The sequence below is a fragment of the Pseudomonas sp. p1(2021b) genome, from assembly GCF_020151015.1.
Lineage (GTDB): Bacteria > Pseudomonadota > Gammaproteobacteria > Pseudomonadales > Pseudomonadaceae > Aquipseudomonas > Aquipseudomonas putida_K.
Genome location: NZ_CP083746.1, coordinates 2,061,523 through 2,087,932, shown reverse-complemented (window position 1 = coordinate 2,087,932; position 26,410 = coordinate 2,061,523). Strand labels below are relative to the sequence as shown.

Below are 26,410 nucleotides of genomic sequence, written 5' to 3'. Positions count from 1 at the left end.
CATGACCGCTGCCCCCGATCAGGGTATCGGTGTCGCAGGCGCGGGCGGGATTCGAATTCCCACTGCGGGCGATGCCGATATTTAATTTCTGCCCTCGGCGATCTTTTCCTACCATGTGCCCGCGCTTCATTGCCCTGACCTGCCCATGAGTTTCGCCTTGTTCGCCTTCAAGCAGACCGCCCTGTCGCCCCCTGGTGAAGGGGTACCCCGACCGCAACGGCTGATCGCCGTGATCGCGATCATGCTCAACATCGCCATGGCCAACCTGGAAACGGCGATCGCCAATACCGCCCTGCCGACCATCGCCGCCGACCTGGGCACCACCGACGCCCAGGCGATCTGGGTGGTGAGCATCTATCACCTGGCCATGATCGCGGCCCTGCTGCCGCTGGCATCGCTGGGCGACATCATCGGTTACCGGCGCATCTCCATGGCCGGGCTGGTGCTGTTCATCCTGGCTTCTCTGCTCTGTGGCCTGGCGCCTTCGTTCGAGTGGCTGCTGGTCGGCCGCCTGGTGCAAGGCCTGAGCGCCGCCGGGATCCTCGGCGTCGGCGTGGCGATGACACGCTTCGTGTTCCCCAACCACATGCTCGGCCGTGGCATGGGCGTCAACGCCCTGGTGGTGGGGGCGTCGCTGGCGGCCGGGCCGAGCGTGGCGTCCCTGATCCTGAGCTTGGGCAGCTGGCACTGGCTGTTCCTGATCAATGTGCCCCTGGGCTTGGTCGGGGTGGCCCTCGGCCTGCGCTCGTTGCCACCCACGCCCACCAGCGGGCGGCCGTTCGACTGGCTGGCCGCCGGGCTGTGCGGGGTGTTTCTTGCAGCCCTGGTCTACGCCATCAATGGCTTGGCCCAGGGCGCGCCGTGGCGTCTGACGCTGGGCAGCATGGGGCTGGCCGGGTTGGGGCTGTACCTGCTGCTCAGACGCCAGGCCGGCACCCCCGCGCCCCTACTGGCGCTGGACCTGCTGCGCGAGCCGCGCTACGCGCTGTCGGCGACCAGTGCCGGGGCCTCCCTCACGGCCCAGAGCCTGGCGTTCGTCGCCCTGCCTTTCATGCTGCAATACCAGTTGGGCTTCTCCCAGGTACAGACCGGCTACCTGATCACTCCGTGGCCAGCCATGGCCGCGATCATGGCGCCTATCGCCGGGCGGCTGTCCGACCGCTATGCCACCAGCACCCTTACGGCGCTGGGCATGGCCATCCTCGGCCTGGGCCTGATGCTGCTGTGCACCTTGCCACCCTCACCCGGGCCGTGGGATATCGCCCTGCGCATGGCGGTGTGCGGTGCCGGCTTCGGCTTTTTCCAGTCGCCCAACATGCGCGACATGATCGCCTCGATCCCGGCTGAGCGCAGCGGCGGCGCCGGCGGCCTGTCGAGCACGCTGCGCATGCTCGGGCAGGTGCTGGGGGCCGCATTGGTGGCGGGTTTCTTCCAGGTGTATTCGGCGCGTGGCGCTTCCATGGCGCTGTGGGTCGGTGTGGGGTTCGCGGCGCTGGCGTGTGCCGCGAGCCTGTGGAAGCTGCTTGGCTGCGAGCGCGGTGCACCTGAGGTGGGGCGCACAATAACTTGAAGGCTGTACGAACGTATGAAGTGATAATACGAATTCTTATGTGCGTCTAATTGTCGCCCCGGTGGGGAGTGGAAACACTAGAGCCCCTCCAACCACCACCTGGGGCCAACAATGAAACTGACACCCACCCCGCCTTTGAAACCCAGCCACTGGATGACGGCGACCTCCTTGCTGCGACAGGCCACGCAGCCACTGCAAGGCAACCATGACGCCGATGTGGTGATCATCGGCGGCGGCTTCGTCGGCCTGTGGACGGCCCTGACCCTCAAGGAGCAGGAGCCTGGCGCGCGGGTGATGGTGCTCGAGCAGCACGTCTGTGGCGGCGGCGCCTCCGGTCGCAACGGCGGCTTCGTGATGTCCTGGTGGCCGAAGATCGGCACCCTGCGCAGCTTCTGCGACCCCGACCAGGCGCGCCTGCTGGGCGAAGCCGCAGAACATGCCATCACCGAGCTGGGCACGTTCTGCGAACGTCACGGCATCGATGCGCATTTTCGCCAGAGCGGCTGGTTGTGGACCGCCACCACGCCCCAGCATGTCGACACCTGGAACGCCACCCTGGCCGCCTGCGAGCGCCTGGGCGTGCAGCCGTTCGAACGCCTCGACGCACGTGAGGTGGCCCGACGCACGGGCTCGTCGGTGCATCTGGCGGGCGTGTTCGAGCGCAGCAATGCCACCGTGCAGCCGGCCCTGCTGGTCGAAGGCATGCGCCGCATGGCGCTGGCCAGCGGCGTCGAGATCCACGAGGGCACCGCCGTGCACCACATCGAGCCCGGCCAGCCCACCAGCGTGAAGACACCCCTAGGCTGCGTACGCGCAGGTTCCGTGGTACTGGCCGTCAACGCCTGGGCCGCCGCCCTGCCCTCGCTGTCCAAGCTGATCGTGCCGGTCAACAGTTCGATCGTGGCGACCCAGGCCATACCTGGTCGCCTGCGGGATATCGGCTGGACGGGCGGCGAATCGATCACCGACTCGCAACTGATGGTCGATTACTACCGCACCACCCATGACGGGCGCATCGCTTTCGGCAAGGGCACCGGCGCCATCAGCTACGGCTCGCGCATCGGTCAGGTGTTCAGCGAGGACGAGGCCAGCCTGGCACTGACCGAAGCCGACCTGCGCCGGACCTACCCGATGCTCCAGGGCGTACCGGTGGAGGCGCGCTGGTCTGGGCCGATCGACCGTACCTACGACAGCCTGCCGGTGTTCGGCCGCCTCGACGGCCACGACAACATCCACTATGGCATCGGCTGGAGCGGTAACGGCGTGGGCCCCAGCCGCCTGGGCGGGCGCATCCTCGCCAGCCTGGCGCTGGGCCGCAACGACCCTTGGAGCCAGTGCCCGCTGGTAGAGCGCACCTGCCGCACCTTCCCACCGGAGCCGGTCCGCTATCTGGGCGGCTCGCTGGTACGCAACGCCGTCTTGCGCAAGGAGCGCTCGGAACTGGCCGGGCGACGCCCGGCCGCCATGGACCGCTACCTGGCCCGGTTCGCCCCGGCCGGCCTCGAAGATAAAGCCTGAGGAACCTTTCATGTCCCTGACCCGTATCCGCCTGGACGAGCAGCCAGGTTTCAGCGAACTCACCGCCCTGGGCGACGATGGCGCCCTGGCGCGCACCGCGGCGCACCAGACCCTGCCGGACGGCAAGGGCACCACCGGCGTCTGGGAATGCACCCCCGGCACCTTCCGCCGCCAGGTCGCCCAGGCTGAATACAGCTATATCGTGGCCGGCGAAGGCAGCTTCACCCCCGAGCATGGCCAGCCCATCGCGTTCAAGGCGGGCGACGCCCTGTACTTCGAGGCCAATACCCAAGGCACCTGGGACATCCGCACCACCGTGCGCAAGACCTATCTGATTCTCGACTGACCACACACCAGCCGCTTTCCCACAGACAAATACGAGGTACAAGAAGTGGGTGTACAACAACAGACGCTCCAGGAGTCCGGCCTCAAGGCCCATGCGCTGGGGCGCTTCGAAACGCTCGGCATCATCATCGGCACCAACATCGGCGCGGGCGTGCTCAGCATGGCCTTCGCCGCCCGCAAGGTCGGCTACATCCCGTTGCTGGTGTGCCTGCTGGTAACCTGCCTGTTCTGCGTGGTGACCATGCTCTACGTGGCCGAAAGCTGCCTGCGCACGCGCCAGAACCTGCAGTTGAGTGGCCTTTCGCGCAAATACCTGGGCACGTTCGGCGGTTGGTTGATCTTCTTCGCGGTCGCCGCCAACAGCTATGGCGCGCTCATCGCCTACATCAGCGGCAGCGGCAATATTCTCGCCGACTTCTTCGGCCAGTACGGCCTGAGCCGGCAACAAGGCAGCCTACTGTTCTTCATCCCCGCAGCGCTGGTGCTCTACCTGGGCCTCAAGGCCCTGGGCGTGGCGGAGAAGCTGATCAGCTCGGGCATGGTGCTGATCGTCTGCCTGCTGATCGGCGCCACCGTGCTGCATGAAGACTCATCCCTGGTGCACCTGTGGCAGAGCCAGTGGCAGTACGTGGTGCCAATCTTCAACCTGGCCGTGTTCGTGTTCGGTGCGCAGTTCCTGGTGCCGGAGATCGTGCGCGGCAACCTGGAGACGCCCAGGCGCATCCCGGGGCTGATCATCGGCGGCATGCTGCTGACCCTGGTGCTGGTGGCAGCCATCCCGGCGTCGGTGATCGCACTGGTGGGCACCGAGCACTTGAGCGAAGTGGCTACCCTGAGCTGGGGCAAGTCGCTCGGGCAGTGGGCCTACTATGTGGCCAACGCCTTCGCCTTGCTGGCCATGCTGACCTCCTACTGGGGCCTGGGCGGCTGCCTGTTCACCAATATCTTCGACCAGATGCGCCTGGGCGACGAGAGCAACAAGCGCAAGCGCCTGGTGGTACTGGCCATGGTGACCCTGCCGCCGATCGTGGTGGCTTACTCGGGCTTCAGCGGCTTCGTCAATGCGCTGTACTTCGCCGGCACCTTCGGCGGCGTGCTGATGGGCATCATCCCGATCCTGTTGCTCAATGCCGCGCGCAAGGCAGGCGATCAGCAGCCGGCATTCACCTGTGGCTGGTATGCGCATCCGGTGATGCAGGGGCTGATCGTGCTGATCTTCGTTTCCAGCGGCGTGTACGCGGTGCTGTCGGCCCTGGGCATGCTGCCCGCCAGTTGGTGACACCGCACGCTTGAGGCAGTATGGGAGGCCCACCCTTGACCACCGCCTGGAGCGGCCTGCGCATGTTGCAACGCGTTCGTGACCTGATTGCGATACCGGAACTCCGTTCGCGGCTGCTCAGTGGTGCCAAGGGACTGGACCACAACGTGCGCTGGGCCCATGTCTGCGAATTGCCTGACCCCACCGAATGGCTGGGCGAAGGCGACGTGCTGATGACCACCGGTCTGGGCATCCCCAAGGCGCCGGCCGAGCAACAGGCCTATGTCGCGCGGCTGGCCCAGGCAGGCATCGCCGGCATGATGATCGGCGAGCACATGCAGGCCCCCGCGGACATCAGCGCCCTGGCCGAACAGGCCGAGGCGCTGGGCTTCCCGGTGATCCTCACCGAATATGGGGTGCCCTTCGCCGCAGTCACCCGGGCCATCATCGATGCCAACCAGCAGGATGAATTCGCCCGACGCGGGGCCCTGGCCAAGGTCTACGAAAGCGCCCGCCTGAGCATCCAGGGCCTGGGCCTGCCGGCCCTGCTCGCGCGCCTGCAGGCCGATATCCAATGCCACCTGTACCTGGTATCGATGGGGAGGTTCACCCCCTGGGCTCCCGGCCTTCCCGAGCTGCCAGCGGCATTGGCGGCCAGCCTCGGTGCAGCACGCCAACGCCAAGGCGGCCATCAACCGATGGTGCGTCGTCATGCCCTGCCAACCGGCGAAGCCCTGAGCATCGAACTGCCCAGCGAGCCGGGCTGCCTGCTGGTGGTGACCGGCACACGGCTGCCCGACTACGGCATGCTCCACCACCTGACAGCGGTGCTGGGCCTGGAGGTGCAACGCCTGCAGGCCGAGCGGGAGCGGCGCCTGCGCCTGGGCTCGGAACTGCTCGACGACCTTTTGCAGCAGCGCCTGCAAACGGATGCGTTGCTTGAGCGTCTGGGTGCTCATCTGCCAGGCGTGACGCTGGCCGACACGGTGATTTCGGCAGCGCGCCTGCCAGCCAATGGCAACACCTGGGAAGACCAGCTGCGCCCTCTGGACGAGTCCGCGTTGGTCCGCGCCCAGGGGCAGGAATTGATCCTGCTGCACCGCGATGGCCTGCAGGAGGGCTACAGCGCCCAACTCGACCTGCAACTGGGCTCCAGCGCCGCACTCGGCCAAGCCCAGCGTGGCCCGGATGCCCTGCGCGAAGCCCGCCTGGCCCTGGCGCATACCCATGCCCAGCGCCGGGTGTGCCGCTACGCCCAGCTGGAAACCGACACCCCCTGGCTGCCGCGCACGCCCGACGAGGCAGACCGCGCGTTCCGCGCCGTGCTCGGCGCGCTGCATGACTACGACCAGGCCAACGGCACCTACCTGTTGCACACCTTGCAGGTGTTTCTCGAAGAGAACCGCTCCTGGGTCAATACTGCCCAGCGCCTGCATGTGCACAAGCAGACGCTGGTGTACCGGGCGCGCCGCATCGAGGCGATCAGCGGCCGTTCGCTGGACAGCACCGCCGACGTCGCCACGTTCTGGTTCGCCTTGCAAAGTGCGCGTGTGCTTGGGGTGTCGTTGCAGCCGGGGTAGATGCACCGCAAGTCACTTGGCAATCACTGGCCTCCCAAGGCCTGGGTGATGGTCTGCACGTTCAGCCGATACATCCCCAAGTAACTGCTAGCCGGCCCTCGGGCTGCGAGCGCATCGGAGTGCAGCGTGCCGCCGATACCCGCCCCCGTCTCATCGGCGATCTGCTGCAACAGCCGCGGGTCCTTGATGTTCTCGATGAACACCGCCTTGATACCCTCTTTGCGGATCAGCGTGATCAAGTCAGCCACTTCCCGTGCCGAAGCCTCTCGTTCGGTGGACAGCCCCTGGGGCGCGACGAAGGTGATGCCGTAGGCTTGCCCGAGGTAGCCGAACGCATCGTGGGACGTGACGATCTTGCGGTTGCCGGGCGGCAGTGCCGCGAAGCGCTTGCGCACCTCGAGCAGCAGCGCATCGATCTGCTGCGTGTAGGCCGCCAGGTTCGCGCGGTAGTCTTGCACATGGCCAGGGTCCACCTGCTCCAGCGCCTTGGCGATGTTGCTGGCATAGAGCTTGGCATTGGCCAGGCTGTTCCAGGCATGGGGGTCGGCCACCGCGTGGCCGTCTTCCTCCAGGGTACGTGGGATGATCCCCTGGCTGGCGCGGATCACCTTGGCCTGGGTGTCGCTGCTACGCACCAGCCGCTCCAGCCATGGCTCGAAATGCAGGCCGTTCTCGACGATCAGGTCGGCAGCTGCGACATGCCTGGCATCGTCGGGGGTCGTTTCATACACATGCGCATCGCTGTCGGGGCCCACGAGGTTGATGATCTCGACATGCTTGCCTCCCACCTGCTGTGTGATGTCGGCAAGGATGCTGAAACTGGTGACGACCTTGACCCGCTCGCCGGCAGACAGCACCGGCGACAGCAGCAGGATGATCAGAAAGAGCGATAGGCGCATACAGGTTCCTCAATGAACGACCGGCGAATAATGGCGACGCAACAGGCCATGCACCGGCCCACCCATCACCGACAACAGGTACGCGGCCCCGGCCATGACGACGATTGCCGGGCCACTGGGCAGCGAAACGTAGAAGGAAAGCAGCAACCCCAGCCACACCGAGGCCATGCCGATCACCGCCGCGATGACAATCAACCGAGGCAGGCTCTGGCTCCAGAAGCGCGCGGCGATGGCCGGCAGCATCATCAGGCCCACCACCATCAACGCCCCGATGGCCTGGAAGCCAACCACCAGGTTGAGCACCACCAACCCGAGGAACAGCCCATGGGCCAGGGCACCATGGCGGCTGACGGTGCGCAGGAACACCGGGTCGAGGCTGTCGAGCAGCAAGGGGCGGTAGATCACGGCGAACAGTACGAGGCTGCCAGCCGCCACGCTGTACATGACGTGCAAGGTCGCTTCGTTGACGGCCAGTGCCGAGCCGAACAGCAACCCCAGCAAGTCCAGGCGCTTGCCGGCCAGGCCCAGCAGCAGCACGCCCGAAGCCAAGGAGATCGGATAGACCGCAGCCAGGCTGGCGTCCTCGCGCAAGCCCGTGTGCCGACTGACCAGGGCCGAAAAGCCCGCCACCGCCAAGCCGGCCACGAGCCCGCCGAGAGTCATCGTCATCACCGACAAACCGGCCAACCAGAAGCCCAGTGCCGCCCCCGGCAGGATGCCATGGGAAATCGCATCGCCGATCAGGCTCATGCGCCGCACCACCAGGAACACCCCGAGCGGCGCGACGCTCAGCGCCAGTGTCAGGCCGCCGAGCAATGCGCGGCGCATGAAGGCGAATTCGGCGAAGGGCTGCCACAGTAGATCGACCATTCAACCCACCTGGGCCAGGCCGGGCTGGGCGATCAACGCGCGGCTCGGCCCATGCCGGCAGCCTTGCCGGTCGATCACCAGGCACTGCTCCACCGACGCTCGCAGCCGGGCCAGGTCGTGGCTGACGACGACAAGCGTGCACCCGGCCTTGTGCCAGGCGTCGATGTGCCGCCAAAGCAGGGCCTGGCCGTTGTCGTCGAGCGCCGCATCGGGCTCGTCGAGCAACACCAGGGAAGGTTTGGTCAGGCTCAGCCTAGCCAGCAGGGCACGTTGCAACTCGCCACCGGAAAGCGCCTGCAACGGCCGGGACTGGAGCTGGCCGAGGTCCCACGCCTCCAGCACCTGTTCGAGTTGGCGCCTGCGCTGCGAGCGCGTGATGCGTTGCCCCCAGAAGCCGCCGCTGACCAACCCGGCCAGGTCGATGGGAAACTGGCGGTCGATGACCGATTGCTGAACCAGATAGCCGATTCCCCCTGCGTCTGGAAGCGCCACGCGCACGCGGCCCGACAAGGGCATCTGCAACCCCGCGATCACCTTCAACAGGCTGCTCTTGCCACTCCCATTGGCGCCCACCACTGCGGTTAGGCTGCCGGCGGGCAGCCTGAGGTTGAGGCGTGGCGTCAGTGGGCGATTGACGGCCCCCCATTGCAGGTCTTGACACAGGATCACGGGCAGATTCCCAAGGTGGAGACACGGAATGGCCATGTCGACATGGCCGCCATCAACAATATGTTATGTTATAACACTATGCAACGATGATTTTCCTTTCGCCACGCTTGATCTTGAGGCTGGCAAACGGACAATCGGAGGTCTTCGACGGCACTTGCCAGGACCGTCAGATCACCCGAACGAGACCGCCATGAGTACACCTTCCTTCCGCACCGCCAGCCCGTCGGATGTCGACCGTTGCTTCCAGATCGAGACCGAGGCCTACGAAGGCGACGAGGCTGCCACCCGCGAAAAGATCGCGACGCGCATCGCCCAATACCCGCAAGGCTTCCTGATCATGGAACTCGATGGCCAGACCATCGGCTTCATCAACTGCGGCTGCGCCCATGACGTGGTCATGTCCGACGAGGCGTTCAAGGAGCTGGTGGGCCACGATAGCCAGGCGCCCAATGCGGTCATCATGTCGGTGGTGGTCGACCCCGCGCACCAGGGCAAGGGCTATGCCACGACGATGATGGATACTTTCATCGAGCGCATGCGGGCCATGGGCAAACGCACCATTCACCTCATGTGCAAGGAGCGCCATGTGCCGCTGTACACGCGTATGGGCTACCGCTATGTGAAGCCTTCGGCTTCTGACCATGGCGGCATGGCGTGGCATGAAATGGTGATGGAGCTGTGAAAGCGCTGGATTGAAGCAGAGGCGTTCGTGCACGCCTTGCAAAGAGACAGGGCCGCGTTGCGGTCCTTTCGCGGCACAAGGTCGCTCCTGCAAGGGGCATGGAGCGAAAGCAAAAAGGGCGACCCTTTCGGATCGCCCTTTTCGTGCCCGTAACACCGGGACTTGTATTTGGTAGGCACAATTGGACTCGAACCAACGACCCCCACCATGTCAAGGTGGTGCTCTAACCAACTGAGCTATGTGCCTGTCGTGTGGCGCGCATATTAAGGGGGTTGCGAAAGCCTGTAAAGCGTTTTTTTCAAAAAAATCAAAAACTTTGCGCCAGCCCCCTTCGCCGTGTTTTGGCTCGTTTATTACCCCAGGCCATCCAGGAACGTGGCGGAAGGCACGAAGAACAATCCGCCCGTGACAGCGCGGCTGTAATCGAGCAAGCGGTCATAGTTCCCGGGCGGCTTGCCGATGAACATGTTCTCGAGCATCTCCTCGATAGGCGCGGGCGAGCGGGCGTAACCGATGAAATAGGTGCCGAACTCCCCTGCCCCCGGGCGCCCGAACGGCATATTGTCCCGAAGGATCTTCACTTCCTGGCCGTCTTTGTCCAGGGTGGTCAGGGCGCTGTGGGAGCAACTGGGCTTGACCGAGGCATCCAGCTCGATATCCGACAGCTTGGTGCGGCCAATGATGTTTTCCTGGTCGGCGGTGGACAGTGCGTTCCACCCCGTCATGTCATGCAGGTACTTCTGCACGAGCACATAGCTGCCTCCCACGAACGGCGGGTCTTCGTTGCCAACCAGGGTAAACTTGGCGACTTCGCGGCCGCTGGGGTTCTCCGTGCCGTCGACAAAGCCGATGATGCTGCGCATGTCGAAGTAGCGAAAACCCTGGACTTCATCGACGACCGTCACAGCCGCCCCCAGGCGCTTCATGACCTGCGCCGCCAACTCGAAGCACAAGTCCATCTGTTCGGCACGGATATGCAAGAGGATATCCCCGGGTGTGGCGACCGCCACGCGCTCCCCGGTACCGATTTCGCGAAACGGGTGCAGCGATGCCGGGCATGGCGCACCGAACAGCACACCCCAGGCTGTGGCGCCGAAACCCAGTACACAGGAAAGGTTGCCCGACGGTACGCGCTTGCCGACCGAACGGACCAGCCCGGCCAGGTCGCCACACAAGGCGCGCACGGTGTCACGGTGTTCGTTGCCCGGCGTCAAGGTCGCCACGAGGAAGATCGCACTGCGGGTGATCGCGGTGTCGACCGCTTGGGGTTCGATCTCGGAAACGTTCATTGCATGCCCACCGCCTTGAGTGATCGTCAGGCGTTAGACGCTACACGCCATGGCGGGAGCATGCAATCAGGCCCTACCGCTACTTGCCCGTACTGCGAAACGCCAGGATTGCACCGGGGTTCTCGAACTTCGCTGCCGCGCTGCCCTGGTCGTTGGTGCCCAGGCTGCTTTCGATATCCGTGGCCACGTAGATCACCTCACCGCTGGGATCGACGGCGATATCCCGGTAGCGGTTCAACGAGCGGAACACCGGCGTTGCATCGCCCATCGGCACGGTCTTGGAGCCATCGAGCTGGACCCGGTACACCACGCCACGCTTGAGGCTGGTGATCAGCAACGAGTTGCCCCAGCCTTTGGCAGCGTTACCGGACGCGGGGTAATAGGCGACCGAGGACGGCGCGATGGTGGGCCAGCAGATGTAGAACAGGTTGTTCTCCTTGCAGGCCGGCTGGTTGTAGACGTAGTCATTGCCGACGCTGAACAGCGTCTTGAGCGGCTCGACGAACGCCGTGGAAGACCATTGGGTTTCCTGCTGCACCGGAATGCCCTCTGGGACTTTCAGGCCATTCTGATACTGGTCTTCGTTGCCCTTGCAGCCACCTTTGGCAGCGCTGTAGTTGGCGTAGGCGTAACCCTGACCATCCTTGAAACCGGCCACATAGGGCCAGCCGTAGTTGCCGCCCTTGACGATGAGATTGAGCTCGTCATCACTGTTGGGGCCCTGCTCGGTGGCGAAGAGTTTGTCACCGACAAACACCATCCCCTGGACGTTGCGGATCCCGTAGGCATAGACGTGGCTCTTCACACCGTTGATCACCGGGTTGTCGTCAGGCACCGACCCGTCCAGGTTCAGGCGCAGAATCTTGCCTGCGTAGTGAACCCAGTCGCTTTTGCTGACGTCTGCAGCGGTCGGCGTCATCTGCGCCTTGTTCTGTTCGCACAGGTAGGAGAGCTGGTTCGCGCCCTGGTCACCGATGGAGTAGTAGAGCTTGTCGTCCGGGCCGAAGAGCAGGCGTGCGCTCTGGTGGTCGCGAGCCGAGGGCAGGCCTTTGAGCAGGTCCGTACCTTCGCCCAGGGTGTTGGTCTTGGCGTCGTAGGTGTAGCGACGGATCAGCGTGCGGTTGGGGAAAGCCTCGGAGTCGCCGCCGGCATAGGTCAGGGACACGTAGACATAGTCCTGCCCCGTGCCCTTGAGCAGCTGTGGGTGCAGGGCGATCCCGAGCAGGCCGTCCTGTTCATGGTGCCCGTTGGCCGCCTGGGAGTGCACGGCATCGGCAACGGCAAGGGCGACTTTCACCTCACCGGTCTTGGGGTTCACGCGGGTGATCTTCCGGCTGACCTGCTCGGTCAGCCACAGGTAGCCGTCGGGACCCAGGACCATATTGTGTGGGTTCGCCAAGCCAGTGGCGACAACGCGCTTCTCGAAGCCTTCGGTAGCCGGAATCGGCGTCCCCGGCGCCGGCGGGGTATCGGCCATGGCCGTCAGCGACATGCCCGCCAGGTTGGCAACCAACAACAATGACCCCAGCCTCGCGAAGGTACGGGCTTCGCCGAGGCGGTTTTCAAACGTGCAATGGTTGAGCTTCATGCAATTTCCTCAGGGCTTTAGGCAAGCACCACGACACCTATGCCCCGGCAAGCCGGGGCTCGGCTTGTCAGCGATTGGCGAAATACATCGTCACTTCGAAGCCAATGCGCAAGTCGGTATAGCTGGGTTTGCTCCACATCTCTCAATCTCCTCTGCCTGGATAAAGACGCGCTGGCGTCACTGGGAAACTAGTGGACCCATTCCCGCTTCGCCAGGGGGATGAATGGCACACAGCGTTCCATTTCCTGAACGAAAAACCCGAACGCCCCTTCGCGCTAGAACGGCAAGAGGTAACGCAAGGTGAGCTGGTTGCCTTCGGAGCGGTTCCTCGCGCCCTGCTCGATATAGTAATTGGCGTAGAACATATGCCGCGCATGGCGGTACATCACCCCCGGACCAAAGGCCAGCACGCGCTCGCGGGAGTCGCTCTGCCGATGGTCATCGACCCGGTCGGCCGATATCTGTTCCAGCTGGTAGCCGGCAAGGCCTACGCGCCAGGCGTCGGACACCGCGTAGGAGACCGAGAAATTGCTGTGGATCGCTTCGCCCGGCTGGACGCTGTCGGCCTGCAGCCGGCTGGCCGGGTCTTCGTTGCGGCTGGACCAGGCATAGTGAAGGCGCCCGCTAACTTCGAGGCGGTCGGTCAGCTCCCAGGTAAAGGCGTAGTGCGGGCTGACCACCCACAGGTTGCTGCCGGTGTTGAGGCTGGCGTCCCGGTCGTAATCACCGGTCGGCGCAGTGATCACCAGGTTCAGGCGCTGCCAGTAGGGCCGCCCGAACAGTTTCACGGGCTCCCATTGCAGCAACAGAGGGCTGAAGATCAGATCACCCTGGCGCGTGCGCGAAGCGTCCGGGCCGTTGTCGATATCGACGTCCAGGTGCACCAGCGGCAACAGCACTTCCATTCCGTAGTTGGCGCCCAGGATCTTGTGCTCGGTGATATAGGCCAGGTGTGGCAGGACCGTGGTGCTGTGCACTTTCTGCCGCCCCGGCACCGCGTTGCCATGGGCGTCGGTGGCGTCTTGCGCACGGTAATGCTGGATCGGCAGCTCGAACAGCATCCCGGGTCGCACGATCCCGTCCATGAAACTGGTATTGCCCAGCGGCAAGGGTGGAAGGCTGACGGTATCGGCGACGACCTCGGCACTGCCCAGGGCGGTGGCCAGTGACAACAGCGCGGCGGATTTTCTGCAAGGCCTCATCCAGGTCTCCTGAAGGCGTTCATGTAACGGTGCCAAACAGAAAACGTTAGTGATCTCTCACAACGGCCACTAGAGCCCCTGGATGGGCCACAGCGTTCCGCCTGCAGAACGCGCTGCGAACGAAGCCCCGGACCTTAGCTCGACGGCAGGCCGGTCGCGGGTTTCAGCCCGTCCAAGAACACCACGATGGCATCGTCGATGCGACGCTGTCGTTCGGCCTGGGTGGGCGTTTCCATGAAGCCCAGCAGGCAACGCAACTGGAAGTCTCCTGTCAGCGCGTCGAGAAAGAGCACAGCGCGGGTCTGTGCATCCCCTGGACACACGAGGCCTTCCTGGGCGGCCCATTGGAAATACTCCTGCAAGCAACCGTAGGCCGCACCCGGCGCAGCCTCGAAGAATGCCTTGGCCGCCTCCGGCGCCCGCAGCGCCTCGGCCACGATCAAGCGGTGGATGGCGATCGTGCGCGGGGCGAGGACCACCCCGAGGAAGGTCTCGGCAATGATGCGCAAAGCCTCGGGCAAAGGCTTGCGAGCCAGGTTCATATGCTTGAGCGGGTTGACGATCTCATCGCACAGGCGGGCGATGATCGCGGCGAACAGGCCATCCTTGTCACCGAAATAGGCATACAGCGTGCGCTTGGAGCCGCCGATGCGGGCAATGATCCCATCGACGCTGACGCCCGCGTAGCCCTCTTCCAAGAACATCTCCGTCGCCGCGGCGAGAATGCCTTCACGCTTTTCGACCTGCCGCTGACTCTCCACGCGCTCGCTCAAGCAACACCTCTTCATCGAACAACACATCACTATTTGATTTTGCGCCCCTTCCCACAAGCATCAGCGCTAGCGGCCTGTACTGCGCGCGCGGGCTCGCTTCATAGCCTACCTGCACCACGACTGGAGCTCCAGGCTTGTAATGAAATCGAAGCGTCCACCACCTGCTCTATTCGAAAAACGTCTTAGCGCATTGATTGACACCCGCCACGACTGATGGGAATCTCGACGAAACGGTACGGTACCGTACCCTTTTACTGAGAACCTTGAACAACAATAACAGCGAGGTACAGATCATGCGTTTCGTACATTTTGTCCAAGGCACCACCAAGGGCCTGGCTGTGGAAACTGACAGTGGCTTGCGTGGCCTTACCGAGAACCTGCCAGGTTACCCCGGCTCGCTATTGACGCTCCTCGGCCGTGGCCAGGAGGCGCTGCGTGAGGCCCATCAGCAACTGAGCCAGGCGCCCCAGCTCGATACCTCACGCATCCGTTACCTGCCCCCCATCGAGCGGCCTGGCAAGATCGTCTGCGTCGGCCTGAACTATGCCGACCACACCAAGGAAAGCCCCTACGAGCAGCCCAGCTACCCCACCTTCTTCCCGCGCTTTGCCACCTCCTTGGTTGGCCATGGCGAGGCCATCGTCCGCCCGCATGTTTCCGAACAGCTCGACTATGAAGGCGAGCTGGCCGTGATCATTGGCCGCCGCGGCCGCCATATTCCGCAGAACCAGGCGCTGGAGCATGTCGCAGGCTACGCGATCTTCAACGAAGGCTCGGTGCGCGACTACCAATTCAAATCCCCGCAGTGGACCATCGGCAAGAACTTCGACGCCACCGGTGCCTTTGGCCCAACCTTCGTCAGTGCCGATGAATTGCCGCCCGGCGCCCGCGGCCTGACCCTGACCACACGCCTGAACGGCAAGATCGAACAACAGGCCAACACCGCCGACATGGTCTTCGATGTGCCGCAGCTGATCAGCGTGCTCAGCGAGGCGGTGACCCTGGAGCCTGGCGATGTGATCGTCACCGGCACCCCGGCGGGCATCGGCTGGGCCCGCCGCCCGATGCTGTTCATGCAGCCTGGCGATGTCTGCACCGTCGAGATCGAAGGCCTCGGCACCCTGAGCAACCCGATCGTCGCCGAGACGCCGCCGGCCTGAGGCAGCGCCACAGTCGTTCGCCCAACCCCGTTCGCTTCCCGCAGGGACTTCCCCGACCGGCCCGGTGCCGTGTCGGTGATCCCGGCTGCCTGCGCCCGGACCGATTCTCGGTCCGCGCCTGCGGCCGCCTGGGAAAAGGCCCTGCCCGCGAATGTCCGAACCTGTCGACGGCCCTCTGCCAAGGAGCGCAGCCATGTTGCACATCAAAGACATCAACCATGTGGTCTACCGGCACATCGATCTTGACCGCCTCGAACGATTTTTGGGCGACTTCGGCCTGATCGTCAGCCACCGAACCGAACAGCGCCTGTACCTGCGGGGCACCGGCCCCCTGCCCTATGTCTATATTGCCGAACGCGCCGATACTCCCGCGATGGGCGCCATCGCCTTTGCGGTCGAGTCCTTCGCCGACCTGCAGGCTGCCGAACGCCTGCCCGGGGCGTCGTCGATCCAGGCGCTGGCGCACCCGGGCGGTGGCCAGTGCGTGGTATTGCACGACCCCTCCGGTCGTCGCATCGAGCTGGTGCATGGCATCCAGCCCGTAGAGGCCCTCCCCCAACGCAGCGCGCTGGTGCTCAACTCGGCGGTGGAGAAACGCCGCTTCGGCGAAGTCCAGCGCCCCGGTAAGGGGCCGGCGCAGGTCATGCGCCTGGGCCATGTCGCCATCGGCGTGGCCGACATGCCCCGGATGATGGCCTGGTACCGCGATGTGCTCGGCATGCTGCCCTCGGACCTGATCGTCGAAGGCGACCAACAGCGCCCGTCCGCCGCCTTCCTGCGCCTGGACCGTGGCGAGAACTGGACCGACCATCACACCATCGCACTGTTCCAGGCCGGGCGGGACGTGGTCCATCACGCCTCGTTCGAGGTGCAGGACTTCGATGCCCAGTGCCTGGGGCACGCCTGGATGAACGAGCAAGGCTGGACGCCATTCTGGGGCGTCGGGCGCCATGTGCTCGGCAGCCAGATCTTCGATTACTGGCGCGACCCCTCGGGCAACCTCATCGAGCATTTCACCGACGGCGACCTGTTCAACCATGCCTCGCCCATGAACTGCACCCAGGCCTGCGACTCCAGCCTCTACCAGTGGGGCCCGCCGATGTCGGTGGAGTTCTTCCTGGGCGGTAGCAACGAAGGCGAAACCGTCACCCCCCGTTCGCTGGCCGAGCGCCAGCGCCATACCCGCTGACCACCAAGGAGTTCGGCACCATGAGACAGACACTGTCGGAACAGGGCCTGGACCTGCTGTTTCGCGAAGCCCGCAGCCAGAACGGCTGGCTCGACAAGCCCGTCGAGGACCACACCCTGCGCGCCATCTACGACCTAGTGCGCTGGGGCCCAACCAGTACCAATGGCTGCCCGGCGCGCATCGTCTTCCTACGCAGCGCCCAGGCCAAGGCCCGGCTGCTGCCGGCGCTCGCCGCGGGCAACGTGGACAAGACCCTGAACGCGCCGGTCACCGCCATCATTGGCTATGACGCGGACTTTCACGAGCAACTGCCGAAGCTGTTCCCGCACAACCCGGGCATGCGCGACTGGTACGCCGCGCAGCCGCACATGATCGAGGCTGCGGCGCTGCGCAACGGCTCGCTGCAGGGCGGCTACTTCATTCTCGCCGCCCGTGCCCTGGGGCTGGACTGCGGGCCGATGTCGGGCTTCGACCATGCCGAGGTCGAGGCCGAATTCTTCGGCGATGGCGGCAGCTTTCCCGGGCAACGCATCCGGGTCAATTTCCTCTGCAACCTCGGGTACGGCGACCCCGCCAAACTGTTCCCGCGAAGCCCGCGCCTGAGCTTCGAGGAAAGCTGCACCCTGCTGTAGACACCTCCTGGCCGGCGCCATGTGCGCCCGATGCCGTACACAACAAGAACAAGGAGAACACCATGCGGCACACCGACCCGACCCTTTCCTCCCACCACCGGCCGAACCGCTGAAGGAGCCCGACCATGCGCAGCATCTCGAAATGGCATGTGCTGGTGGGCGGCTTCCTCGCCTACCTGTTCGACGCAATGGAAATCATCCTGCTGACCATCGCCCTGCCGGTGATCCAGCAGGACCTGGGCCTGACCATCGGCCAAGCCGGCATGCTCGCCTCGGCCACGCTGTTGGGCATCGGCATGAGCAGCATCACGACTGGGTGGTATTCGGACAACCACGGCCGGCGCAAGGCCTTGCTGCTGTCGCTGGTGAGCTTCGGCGCACTGACCATGGCGGTTGCCTGCACCCACAACTGGTACCTGCTGCTGGTATTGCGCTTCCTCTCGGGCCTTGGCCTGGGTGGCGTCTGGGGCATCGTCTCGGCCTACATCGCCGAAACCTGGCCTGTACACCAGCGGGCCCGCGCCACCGGTTTCGTGCTCAGCTCGTTCCCGGTTGGCGCGGCCATCGCGGCAATGGCCGGCAAGGCGTTCCTGCCGAACTGGCAGATGCTGTTCCTGGCGGCGGGGGTTTCGACCCTGATTCCGGTGCTGTACCTGTGGCTGTTCGTGCCCGAATCTCCCGAATGGAAAGCGCAGAAGAACGCGGCCCGCGCGGATGCGCCGGTGAATGCTTCGGTGCGTGAGATCTTCGGCCCAGGCCTGCTGCGCGTAACCTTGCTGGGCACTGCCGCGGCGAGCTGCTCGGTGATCGGTTTCTGGGGGGCCAGCACTTGGTTGCCGACCTACCTGGTACACGAACGAGGGCTTGCGATCGGCATGATGGCGCATTTCATGACCATCCTGAACATCGGCGCCTTCATCGGGATCAATGCCTTTGGCCTGATCGCCGACCGTATCGGCAAGCGCAACGCCACCTTGCTGTCGCTGCTGGGCAGCGCGGTGATGCTGGCACTCTATGCGCTGACCACCGACAACCAAGTCCTGTTCTGGCTGGGCCCGGTGTATGCCTTCTTCTATGCCTTCGCCAGCCTGTTCGCCTCGTACTTCAGCGCCTTGTATCCCGTGCGTGTGCGCACCATCGGTGCCGGCTTCTGCTTCAACTTCGGCCGCGGCCTCGCCGCCTTCGCGCCCCTGTTGCTCAGCGGTATCGCCACCCAGCACAGCCTGGGGCTGGGGCTGCTGGTATGCGCAGGATTCTTCGCCATGGGCATGCTGATCATGTGCTTCATGCCCCAAGCCGATGTACCGCTCGGCAGCCGGGCAACCCCGCTGAAACCGGCCGACACCGCTTCATCCTGACCACCCACCCGTAATCGCAGCCCGCAAGCCCGGCACCTGTGACGTGCCAGGAAGGAGCTGCTCGCCTGGAGAAAACCCCATGATCACCTTGCAGCACTTCATCGATGGACACCTCAGCGAAGGCCGCAGCGGCCGCTTCGCCGACATCTGCAACCCCGCCACCGGCCAGCGCAGCGCCCGGGTTCCATTGGCCAGCGCCGAGGAACTGGACCAAGCGGTCGCCGCTGCCAGGGCCGCCTTTCCGGCTTGGTCGGCCACCACGCCCCTGCGCCGCGCACGCATTCTCAGCCGCTTCAAAGAACTGCTGGAACACAATGCCGAACGGCTCGCCGCGTTGATCACCGCCGAGCACGGCAAGGTGCACTCCGATGCCATGGGCGAGGTCGTGCGCGGTATCGAAGTGGTCGAGTTCGCCTGCGGCGCACCGCACCTGCTCAAGGGCGAAGTCAGCGAAAACATCGGCAGCCACATCGACTCCCACGCCATGCGCCAGGCGCTGGGCGTGGTCGCGGGCATCACGCCGTTCAACTTCCCTGCCATGGTCGCCCTGTGGATGTTCCCTGTGGCCCTGGCCTGCGGCAATACTTTCGTGCTCAAGCCCTCCGAGCGCGACCCCTCGGCGGCCCTGCTGCTGGCACAGCTGCTGGCCGAGGCGGGCTTGCCGGCTGGCGTGTTCAACGTGGTCAACGGCGACAAGGCGGCGGTCGATGCGATCCTTGCCCACCCCGATGTGCAGGCCGTGAGCTTCGTCGGCTCCACGCCCATTGCACGGCACATCTATGCCACTGGCGCGGCCAACGGCAAGCGCGTGCAAGCACTGGGCGGCGCGAAGAACCACATGGTGGTGATGCCCGACGCCGACCTGGACAAAGCCGCCGATGCGCTGATGGGCGCCGCCTATGGCGCCGCTGGGGAGCGCTGCATGGCGATCTCGATTGCGGTGGCGGTGGGCGATGCCACCGCCGACGCGCTGATCGAGCGCCTGGCGCCACGGGTCCGCGCGCTGAAGGTCGGCCCCGGTACCGACCCAAGCGCAGAAATGGGCCCGCTGATCACCCGCGAACACCTCGAGCGCGTACGCGGCTACGTCGATATCGGCGTCGCCGAAGGCGCCACGCTGGTGGTCGATGGCCGACAGTTCCGCATGCAGCAACCTGGCTTCGAGGGTGGTTTTTACCTCGGTGGCAGCCTGTTCGACGACGTCACCTCGCACATGCGCATCTATCAGGAAGAGATCTTCGGCCCAGTCCTTGGCGTGGTGCGGGTGCAGAGCTACCAGGAGGCGGTGGCGCTGATCAACGCGCACCAGTATGCCAACGGCACCGCCATCTTCACCCGCGACGGCGACTCGGCGCGCATGTTCGGCCATGAGATCCAGGTCGGCATGGTCGGTATCAACGTGCCGATCCCGGTGCCTATGGCCTTCCACAGCTTCGGTGGCTGGAAGAACTCGCTGTTCGGCGACCATCACATGCATGGCCCTGAAGGCGTGCGCTTCTACACCCGCCTCAAGACCATCACCTCGCGCTGGATGAGCGGCATCCGCACCGGTGCCGACTTCGTCATGCCGACCATGAAGTGACCCTTGGGCAGTCCTGGACTGCCCTTCCCCGCCGCCTCACACGCAGGCGGCAACCAACCCGGAAACGCACCTAGATGAACGCAGAACAATTACAAGAACGCATTTGCAAGGTACTGACCGCACTCTCCCTGGGCACGCTCGCCACCACCTGCCATGCCGCCCAATGGAGCGATACGTTCATCGGCTTTCGCTACGGCCAGCACTTCAGCGAGCCGCCTGTAGGCAAGAAGATCCAGAAGGAGATCTACCAGCTCGGCCATACCCGCGGCAACGACTGGGGCATGGATTTCTTCAACCTCGACGTGCTCAAGTCCGACGCCAACGACCCGAAGAAAGACAGCGACTCCGGCGCCGTGGAAGCCTACCTGGCCTACCGTCACCAGTTGTACCTGAGCAAGGTCTTCGACCGTTCGCTGCGCTACGGCCCGATCAAGGACATCGCCCTGAGCGGCGGCGTCGAGCTGAACTACAAGAACACCGACTTCTCCACCCGCAAGCGCCAGCTGCTGGTGGGCCCCACGCTCAAGTTCGACGTGCCCGGCTACCTGGACCTGAGCCTGTTCTACTCCATGGAGTGGAACCATTGCGGGCTGTCAGCCTGCAAGACCGAGAACATCGAGTTCGATCCGTACTATGTGGTGCACTTGGCATGGGGCTACCCGTTCCAGGTGGGCGAAGTGCCGTTCAAGTTCCACGGCTTCGCCAGCTACAAGACCGAGAAAGGCAAGGACTACTTCCACGACGATACCGGTGAAGAGAGCCTGGTGCGCAGTGCGTTGATGGTCGACGTCGGCAAGCTGGCCGCCGGCGTCAGGAACACCTTCTGGGTCGGGCCCGGATACGAATGGTGGCACCACAAGTACGGTGCGGTGAACAAACCTGGCGTCAACACCCGGGCACCGACGCTGCATATGGAGTGGCATTTCTAGCCCGATGCCCCCTCTGGACTGCCCCAAGGGTCGGATCGATGTCCAACTTCCTGAGGCAGTCCACTCTACAGGAGCGTGCGCGTTCAATAGCCGTCAGAACAGGCTGATCGGGTAGTCGACGATCAGCCGGTACTCATCGGCGCTGGAGTTGCCCCGGGTATTGCCCGGTGCGGTATAGCCACCCCCTTCGCGATGGGACGCCCAACGCAGGGTCAACGACAGGTCCTTGGCCGGGCCCGACGGCACCTGGTACTTGAAGGCAAGGTCACGCTCCCAGTGTTTGGCGTGCTTGCCATCGGGGTTGTAGATATAGCCATAGCCGATGCTGCCAGGGTCCACCCGGGTCAGGTCCGCCTCGCCTCGGGTGTAGGTCGCGATGAACTGCAGCGAGGGCGCCCCGAGCAGCGCCAGGTTCGTTTCGTACTGCAGCCGCCAGGACTTTTCGCCCGGGCCATTGAAGTCGGCGAACTGCTGGGAATTGCTCAGGTAGAGGAAGATCCGGTCGTTCTGGGTGATGTAGTCGAACGGCGTACGGCCATCGACCTTCTGCAGGCCCAAGGTCAAAGTTTGGCCATAGGCCGTCGCACTGATACCGCCGCTGTAAGTGTCATTGTCGATGGCGCCCAATTGACTACGCCCTTCGTCCCGGGTCTTGTAGTAATGCAGGTAGGGCTTGAGCACGAGCGCATCATTGACCCGAAACACGTGCGATATTCCCAGGTAGTACTGGTTCCACATGTCCTCGAGCTGGCCACCGTAGGCCGTCAGCTGCAGCCCTCGTGGATGGTCGTAGACACCCCCAACCCAGCCGATATGCGGGCTTTCGCGGTCTGCGGCCACGCCTGCACGGTTGCGCGCGCCATAGGCCGTGACCAGGTGGGAATGGCCGCTCTGGTTGCGCAAGCGTGTGGACTCGACGAACCCCGCATCCAACCACAGGCCCTGGACGCTATGGTTCTTCAGCGTGACGCCACGATACGACTGAGGAAACAGCCGGCTCGTCCCGCTCGCCACGATCGGCGTCTCGACCAACTGGTCGCCCGCCTTCACCAAGGTGTCGTGGTACCTGAGCTTGAGCGCCGCACCGGCACTGGAAAACTCATCCCCAGGCCTGAGCGAGGCGTCCAGCGGGAGCAGGCCAGCGCCGCCACTGCCGCCGCCGCCATCGAGCTTGACCCCGAGGAAGGCATGGGCGTCTACGCCCACCCCGACCGGCGTATCGGTGAAGCCGGATCTGAACGAAAACAGAAAACCCTGGGCCCACTCCGTCGGATCGCGGCTGACCAGGTCGGAGTGGTTGTCGCGCTGGAAATAGTAATTCCTGACCAGTGCATCCAGGCGTGCGCCTTCGACCAACCCTGGCGCGATGCCGAGCTCCACCGCCTGCCGTTCGTTGATGCCGGTGAAGATGGTGTCCTTCTGGCCCAGGGCGTTATCGGCCTGGGCCGGTGAAGCCAGCACCAGGCCCAGGCTCAACGGGCTGAACAGCCAGTACTTGCCAAACGCACGAGCCGCCATCGCCGAGCGCCTCATGCTTGCCAGGGAATGGCCGGCGCGGTCAGGCGCGGCCCATCGAAACCGCTGACCTCGCCAAACCGGGCACCACCCCGCTCCCATTGTTCCTGGGCCTGGGCGATCTCGGCCTTGCTGTGGCCGACGAAGTTCCACCACAAGAAGATTTCCTCCTCGAACGGCAAGCCGCCCAGCACAATGGCACGTGCGCCGGCAGAGGCCTCAAGGTCGAGGGTGTCCAGGCCACGGCCAAGGTAGGCGAGCTCGTTTTCGCCGAATACTTCGCCATTGACCCCCCACTGCCCGCTCAAGGGCAGCACGCCATATTCATACCGGGCATCCAGGGCAAGCCCGGTATCCACTGCGCTCTGGGCCACCAAGTCCAGGCCTACCAGAGGCGAGAAGATGCAGGTAGGCGCTTTGTACTGGTCGAATGCCCCGGCCAATAGGGTCAGCTCCAAGCCATCGACCTGCCATTTCGGCAGGTCCGCATAATGGTTGAAGGCCGGCGGGCGCTCCCGTGCCGCGTTCGGTAACGCGATCCACAACTGTACGGCATGCAGCCGATCCTGCCCCTCTAGCGATTCCTCGGTATGCGTGATCCCGTATCCGGCAGTCATCAGGTTCACCTGGCCGGGACGGATCACCTGGGTGTTGCCCAGGCTGTCGCGATGCAGCACCTGGCCTTCGATCATCCAGGTAAAGGTCTGCAGGCCGATGTGTGGGTGCGGCCCTACGCGCAAGCCATGATCCGACTCGAAGACCGCAGGCCCGGCATGGTCAAGGAAACACCAGGCGCCAATCATTCGCCGATGCCGAGAAGGCAACAGGCGGCTGACGGGAATGCCGCCGCCGACTTCGGCACTGCGCGAGGTGATCCGCTGGATCGCCCGGACCCCATCGTTGATCGGACAATCGCGCGAGGGTGACAACTCACTGTGGGTTTCGTGGGTGCTCATGTACTGCTCCTGTGGCGTGCAAGTCGTATGTTCCTGCGAAGGTGCGGCCATTCGCCTTGCAACGGCCCCGACCCTATACAGTAGATGCCCAACGGGCCCCGCGGTAGATCGACACATCACCCCTCTGCGTTCCATTTGGCGAACACCCACACCCACGAAAGGGCGCTCCTCGTCTCACCATTGACGGCCTGGGGTAGGCGCGCCAGAGGGTTATTGGCTAACGTAGAGCTTTTTGCCGCATACCGAGCCCCTCCATGACCCAGAAGCTGTCTTCACCCACCGGTGCCCCCTGCGTCCCGACCGAAGACGGCTACGTCGTGGTGCGGGGCGCCCGTGAACACAACCTGAAGGACGTGGATGTAGCCATCCCGCGCAATGCGCTGGTGGTGTTTTCCGGCGTGTCCGGCTCAGGCAAGTCTTCGCTGGCCTTCGGCACGCTGTACGCCGAGGCCCAGCGCCGCTATTTCGAGTCGGTGGCACCCTACGCCAGGCGCCTGATCGACCAGGTGGGTATTCCGGACGTCGATGCCATCGAGGGCCTGCCGCCGGCGGTTGCATTGCAGCAACAGCGCGGGGCGAGCAACGCGCGCTCTTCGGTCGGCAGCGTGACAGGCCTGTCAAGCCTGGTGCGGATGATGTACTCACGCGCTGGCAGCTACCCGCCCGAGCAGCCCATGCTGTATGCCGAGGATTTCTCGCCGAACACCCCACAGGGAGCCTGCCCGGCCTGCCATGGCCTGGGCCACGTGTATGAAGTCACCGAAGCGACCCTGGTACCTGACCCGACCCTGAGCATCCGCGACCGGGCCATCGCCGCCTGGCCACCAGCCTGGCACGGGCAGAACCTGCGTGACATCCTGGTCACTCTCGGCTACGACGTGGACCGCCCCTGGAAGGACCTGCCGAAGAAAGACCGCGAGTGGATCCTGTTCACCGAGGAAACACCCACGGTGCCGGTGTATGCCGGGCTGTCCCCCGCCGAAACCCGCGAAGCACTCAAGCGCAAGCTCGAACCCAGCTACATGGGCACCTTCACCGGCGCCCGGCGCTATGTGCTGCATACCTTCGTCAATACCCAGAGCGCCCTGATGCGCAAGCGCGTGTCACGCTTCATGGAGGGCCAACCCTGTGCCACCTGCGGCGGCAAGCGCCTGAAGCCCGAGGCGCTGTCGGTGACTTTCGCCGGGGTGGATATCGGTACCCTGGCGCACATGCCGCTGGACCAAGTGGCAAGCCTGCTCGAGCCGGCCAGCCGCGGCGAGGCCGACAGCCACGATGCGCTGTCGGCAGAAAAGCAGCTGGCCGCCCGGCGCCTGGCAGAAGGTGTGCTGGGCCGCCTGCACACCTTGCAACACCTAGGGTTGGGCTACCTCACCCTGGACCGCGCCACGCCGACCCTGTCGACAGGCGAGCTGCAGCGGCTGCGCCTGGCCACCCAGTTGAGTGCGCTGCTGTTCGGTGTGGTCTATGTGCTCGACGAACCCTCGGCAGGCCTGCACCCGTCCGACAGCCAGGCACTCTACGACGCCCTCGACCGTCTGCGCGACGCCGGCAACTCGGTGTTCGTGGTGGAGCACGACCTGGAACTGATGCGTCGCGCACAGTGGCTGGTGGACGTGGGCCCGGACGCCGGTGAACGCGGCGGACGGGTGCTCTACAGCGGCGCCCCGGCAGGCCTGCGCGACGTGGCCGGCTCCCACACCGCCCGCTACCTGTTCGACCAATCGCCCGCACCTGCCAGCCGAGCCCGTGTACCCGAGGGTTGGTTGACCCTGAACAACATTCATCGCCACAACCTGGCGGGGGTCGATGCCCGTATACCGCTGGGCGTGCTCACCGCCGTCACCGGTATCTCCGGCTCCGGCAAGTCGAGCCTCGCAGCCCAGGCGTTGCCAGAGCTGATGCTGCTGCATCTTGGGCACGAGCCGGAAACCGACAATAGCGACGCTGCGCCCGAAGGGCCCACGGTGATCGAGCGCACCCACGGCCACCTGGGCGGCGACATTGATGCTATACAGCGCGTCGTACAGGTGGACCAGAAGCCGATCGGCCGCACCCCACGCTCGAACCTGGCCACCTATACCGGCCTGTTCGATCCGGTCCGCAAGCTGTTCGCCGCCACCGCCGAAGCCCGCCGCCGCGGTTACGACGCGGGCCGCTTCTCGTTCAATGTGGCCAAGGGCCGTTGCGATACCTGCGAAGGTGAAGGCTTCGTCAGCGTCGAGCTGTTGTTCATGCCCAGCGTCTACGCGCCCTGCCCCACCTGCCATGGCGACCGCTACAACGAAGACACCCTCGCGATACGCTGGCACGACCGCAGCATCGCCGACGTGCTGCGCATGACCGTCGAGCAGGCCTGCGACTTCTTTGCCGGTGAAGACGCCGTGCTACGCTCGCTGCAGGTGCTGCGCGAAATCGGCCTGGGCTACCTGCGCCTGGGCCAACCGGCCACCGAGCTGTCCGGCGGCGAGGCGCAGCGCATCAAGCTGGCCACCGAGCTGCAACGCAGCCAGCGCGGTCGCACCCTGTATGTACTCGACGAACCCACCACCGGCCTGCACGTGGCCGATGCCGACCGCTTGATGGCGCAATTGCAACGCCTGGTCGAGGCCGGCAACAGCGTGGTGATGATCGAACACGACATGCGCATGGTGGCGCAGGCCGACTGGGTCATCGACATCGGGCCAGGCGCCGGCCACGCCGGCGGGCGCATCGTGGCAGCCGGCCCCGCACATGAAGTAGCCCAGGCTCAGGGCAGTCGCACGGCACCGTACCTGGCCCAGGAACTTGCACGTGGCGGGATCAGCCCGCTGTGAAGGGCTTCACCACGCTGTAACCCGCAACAG

General features: G+C 64.8%; 23 protein-coding genes and 1 tRNA gene. 13 read left to right on the top strand and 11 right to left on the bottom strand.

The features are described from left to right. The first annotated feature begins 145 nt into the window (after positions 1-145). The 5 genes from K8374_RS09845 to K8374_RS09825 all read left to right on the top strand — a co-directional run bounded on the left by K8374_RS09845 (position 146) and on the right by K8374_RS09825 (position 6,271). The gene (locus tag K8374_RS09845; RefSeq protein ID WP_318010860.1) at positions 146-1,570 is read left to right on the top strand and encodes an MFS transporter; all 1,425 of its coding nucleotides are present in this window, start codon (positions 146-148) and stop codon (positions 1,568-1,570) included. A 111-nt stretch (positions 1,571-1,681) separates the two neighbouring features. Then, positions 1,682-3,088, top strand: a complete 1,407-nt coding sequence (locus tag K8374_RS09840) for an NAD(P)/FAD-dependent oxidoreductase (RefSeq protein WP_224458863.1) — start codon at positions 1,682-1,684, stop codon at positions 3,086-3,088. A 10-nt stretch (positions 3,089-3,098) separates the two neighbouring features. Next, positions 3,099-3,434 carry a cupin domain-containing protein gene (locus K8374_RS09835; protein WP_224458862.1) on the top strand — a complete coding sequence of 112 codons (336 nt, stop codon included), beginning with the start codon at positions 3,099-3,101 and terminating at the stop codon, positions 3,432-3,434. 45 nt (positions 3,435-3,479) lie between these two features. Continuing rightward, on the top strand, positions 3,480-4,712 hold the full coding sequence (locus K8374_RS09830; protein ID WP_224458861.1) for an aromatic amino acid transport family protein: 1,233 nt from the start codon (positions 3,480-3,482) through the stop codon (positions 4,710-4,712). Positions 4,713-4,774: 62 nt separating this feature from the next. Beyond that, complete coding sequence (locus tag K8374_RS09825) at positions 4,775-6,271, top strand: PucR family transcriptional regulator (RefSeq protein ID WP_318010863.1); 1,497 nt, start codon at positions 4,775-4,777, stop codon at positions 6,269-6,271. 23 nt (positions 6,272-6,294) lie between these two features. On the opposite strand, the gene K8374_RS09820 is transcribed toward K8374_RS09825, so the two are convergent. From K8374_RS09820 to K8374_RS09810, 3 genes are read right to left on the bottom strand one after another with little or no spacing between them, the layout of a single operon-like run. Next, positions 6,295-7,170, bottom strand: a complete 876-nt coding sequence (locus K8374_RS09820) for a metal ABC transporter substrate-binding protein (protein WP_224458859.1) — start codon at positions 7,168-7,170, stop codon at positions 6,295-6,297. 9 nt (positions 7,171-7,179) lie between these two features. Continuing rightward, on the bottom strand, positions 7,180-8,040 hold the full coding sequence (locus K8374_RS09815; RefSeq protein WP_224458858.1) for a metal ABC transporter permease: 861 nt from the start codon (positions 8,038-8,040) through the stop codon (positions 7,180-7,182). Then, positions 8,041-8,709: a metal ABC transporter ATP-binding protein gene (locus K8374_RS09810; RefSeq protein ID WP_224458857.1), complete on the bottom strand. Its 669-nt coding sequence runs from the start codon at positions 8,707-8,709 to the stop codon at positions 8,041-8,043. It lies immediately after the preceding gene. A gap of 190 nt (positions 8,710-8,899) precedes the next feature. Between K8374_RS09810 and K8374_RS09805 the strand changes: the two genes are divergently transcribed. Next, on the top strand, positions 8,900-9,391 hold the full coding sequence (locus K8374_RS09805) for a GNAT family N-acetyltransferase (RefSeq protein WP_224458856.1): 492 nt from the start codon (positions 8,900-8,902) through the stop codon (positions 9,389-9,391). Positions 9,392-9,560: 169 nt separating this feature from the next. Here the strand turns inward: K8374_RS09805 and K8374_RS09800 are convergent. The 6 genes from K8374_RS09800 to K8374_RS09775 form a co-directional block, all read right to left on the bottom strand. Next, positions 9,561-9,637: transfer RNA gene (locus K8374_RS09800), tRNA-Val, on the bottom strand. Between the two features lie 107 nt (positions 9,638-9,744). Continuing rightward, positions 9,745-10,680: a Dyp-type peroxidase gene (locus K8374_RS09795; RefSeq protein WP_224458855.1), complete on the bottom strand. Its 936-nt coding sequence runs from the start codon at positions 10,678-10,680 to the stop codon at positions 9,745-9,747. Positions 10,681-10,759: 79 nt separating this feature from the next. Further along, a complete protein-coding gene (locus tag K8374_RS09790) occupies positions 10,760-12,268 on the bottom strand; it encodes a glucose/sorbosone family PQQ-dependent dehydrogenase (protein ID WP_224458854.1) in 1,509 nt (502 codons plus the stop codon). A 67-nt stretch (positions 12,269-12,335) separates the two neighbouring features. Continuing rightward, positions 12,336-12,407: a pyrroloquinoline quinone precursor peptide PqqA gene (pqqA, locus tag K8374_RS09785; RefSeq protein ID WP_084855788.1), complete on the bottom strand. Its 72-nt coding sequence runs from the start codon at positions 12,405-12,407 to the stop codon at positions 12,336-12,338. 136 nt (positions 12,408-12,543) lie between these two features. Beyond that, entirely contained in the window at positions 12,544-13,470 is a 927-nt protein-coding gene (locus K8374_RS09780; protein ID WP_224458853.1) for a transporter, read from the bottom strand. 134 nt (positions 13,471-13,604) lie between these two features. Then, on the bottom strand, positions 13,605-14,243 hold the full coding sequence (locus K8374_RS09775; protein ID WP_224458852.1) for a TetR/AcrR family transcriptional regulator: 639 nt from the start codon (positions 14,241-14,243) through the stop codon (positions 13,605-13,607). Positions 14,244-14,536: 293 nt separating this feature from the next. Here K8374_RS09775 and K8374_RS09770 point away from each other — a divergent pair, with 293 nt between their 5' ends. From K8374_RS09770 to K8374_RS09745, 6 genes are all read left to right on the top strand, one after another. Further along, on the top strand, positions 14,537-15,403 hold the full coding sequence (locus K8374_RS09770) for a fumarylacetoacetate hydrolase family protein (RefSeq protein ID WP_224458851.1): 867 nt from the start codon (positions 14,537-14,539) through the stop codon (positions 15,401-15,403). 193 nt (positions 15,404-15,596) lie between these two features. Continuing rightward, a complete protein-coding gene (locus K8374_RS09765; RefSeq protein ID WP_224458850.1) occupies positions 15,597-16,592 on the top strand; it encodes a 2,4,5-trihydroxytoluene oxygenase in 996 nt (331 codons plus the stop codon). A gap of 20 nt (positions 16,593-16,612) precedes the next feature. Next, complete coding sequence (locus tag K8374_RS09760; protein ID WP_224458849.1) at positions 16,613-17,224, top strand: malonic semialdehyde reductase; 612 nt, start codon at positions 16,613-16,615, stop codon at positions 17,222-17,224. A gap of 125 nt (positions 17,225-17,349) precedes the next feature. Further along, a complete protein-coding gene (locus K8374_RS09755; RefSeq protein ID WP_224458848.1) occupies positions 17,350-18,582 on the top strand; it encodes an MFS transporter in 1,233 nt (410 codons plus the stop codon). Between the two features lie 79 nt (positions 18,583-18,661). Next, entirely contained in the window at positions 18,662-20,164 is a 1,503-nt protein-coding gene (locus tag K8374_RS09750; protein ID WP_224458847.1) for a CoA-acylating methylmalonate-semialdehyde dehydrogenase, read from the top strand. Between the two features lie 74 nt (positions 20,165-20,238). Beyond that, the gene (locus K8374_RS09745; RefSeq protein ID WP_224458846.1) at positions 20,239-21,093 is read left to right on the top strand and encodes a hypothetical protein; all 855 of its coding nucleotides are present in this window, start codon (positions 20,239-20,241) and stop codon (positions 21,091-21,093) included. Positions 21,094-21,186: 93 nt separating this feature from the next. On the opposite strand, the gene K8374_RS09740 is transcribed toward K8374_RS09745, so the two are convergent. Both K8374_RS09740 and K8374_RS09735 read right to left on the bottom strand, forming a co-directional pair. After that, a complete protein-coding gene (locus K8374_RS09740) occupies positions 21,187-22,611 on the bottom strand; it encodes an OprD family outer membrane porin (RefSeq protein ID WP_224458845.1) in 1,425 nt (474 codons plus the stop codon). An 11-nt stretch (positions 22,612-22,622) separates the two neighbouring features. Then, positions 22,623-23,564 (bottom strand): pirin family protein, encoded by a 942-nt coding sequence (locus K8374_RS09735; RefSeq protein WP_224458844.1) that lies wholly within the window; start codon positions 23,562-23,564, stop codon positions 22,623-22,625. A 254-nt stretch (positions 23,565-23,818) separates the two neighbouring features. On the opposite strand from K8374_RS09735, the gene K8374_RS09730 reads away from it, so the two are divergent. After that, on the top strand, positions 23,819-26,380 hold the full coding sequence (locus K8374_RS09730) for an excinuclease ABC subunit UvrA (protein WP_224458843.1): 2,562 nt from the start codon (positions 23,819-23,821) through the stop codon (positions 26,378-26,380). Positions 26,381-26,410 lie beyond the last annotated feature (30 nt).

Bases quoted from the DNA above. Each gene is read 5' to 3' on its own strand.
- K8374_RS09845 (WP_318010860.1), top strand. From the start codon at position 146: ATGAGTTTCGCCTTGTTCGCCTTCAAGCAGACCGCCCTGTCGCCCCCT.
- K8374_RS09840 (WP_224458863.1), top strand. From the start codon at position 1,682: ATGAAACTGACACCCACCCCGCCTTTGAAACCCAGCCACTGGATGACG.
- K8374_RS09835 (WP_224458862.1), top strand. From the start codon at position 3,099: ATGTCCCTGACCCGTATCCGCCTGGACGAGCAGCCAGGTTTCAGCGAA.
- K8374_RS09825 (WP_318010863.1), top strand. From the start codon at position 4,775: ATGTTGCAACGCGTTCGTGACCTGATTGCGATACCGGAACTCCGTTCG.
- K8374_RS09820 (WP_224458859.1), bottom strand. From the start codon at position 7,170: ATGCGCCTATCGCTCTTTCTGATCATCCTGCTGCTGTCGCCGGTGCTG.
- K8374_RS09815 (WP_224458858.1), bottom strand. From the start codon at position 8,040: ATGGTCGATCTACTGTGGCAGCCCTTCGCCGAATTCGCCTTCATGCGC.
- K8374_RS09805 (WP_224458856.1), top strand. From the start codon at position 8,900: ATGAGTACACCTTCCTTCCGCACCGCCAGCCCGTCGGATGTCGACCGT.
- K8374_RS09795 (WP_224458855.1), bottom strand. From the start codon at position 10,680: ATGAACGTTTCCGAGATCGAACCCCAAGCGGTCGACACCGCGATCACC.
- K8374_RS09790 (WP_224458854.1), bottom strand. From the start codon at position 12,268: ATGAAGCTCAACCATTGCACGTTTGAAAACCGCCTCGGCGAAGCCCGT.
- K8374_RS09780 (WP_224458853.1), bottom strand. From the start codon at position 13,470: ATGAGGCCTTGCAGAAAATCCGCCGCGCTGTTGTCACTGGCCACCGCC.
- K8374_RS09770 (WP_224458851.1), top strand. From the start codon at position 14,537: ATGCGTTTCGTACATTTTGTCCAAGGCACCACCAAGGGCCTGGCTGTG.
- K8374_RS09765 (WP_224458850.1), top strand. From the start codon at position 15,597: ATGTTGCACATCAAAGACATCAACCATGTGGTCTACCGGCACATCGAT.
- K8374_RS09760 (WP_224458849.1), top strand. From the start codon at position 16,613: ATGAGACAGACACTGTCGGAACAGGGCCTGGACCTGCTGTTTCGCGAA.
- K8374_RS09755 (WP_224458848.1), top strand. From the start codon at position 17,350: ATGCGCAGCATCTCGAAATGGCATGTGCTGGTGGGCGGCTTCCTCGCC.
- K8374_RS09750 (WP_224458847.1), top strand. From the start codon at position 18,662: ATGATCACCTTGCAGCACTTCATCGATGGACACCTCAGCGAAGGCCGC.
- K8374_RS09745 (WP_224458846.1), top strand. From the start codon at position 20,239: ATGAACGCAGAACAATTACAAGAACGCATTTGCAAGGTACTGACCGCA.
- K8374_RS09740 (WP_224458845.1), bottom strand. From the start codon at position 22,611: ATGGCGGCTCGTGCGTTTGGCAAGTACTGGCTGTTCAGCCCGTTGAGC.
- K8374_RS09735 (WP_224458844.1), bottom strand. From the start codon at position 23,564: ATGAGCACCCACGAAACCCACAGTGAGTTGTCACCCTCGCGCGATTGT.
- K8374_RS09730 (WP_224458843.1), top strand. From the start codon at position 23,819: ATGACCCAGAAGCTGTCTTCACCCACCGGTGCCCCCTGCGTCCCGACC.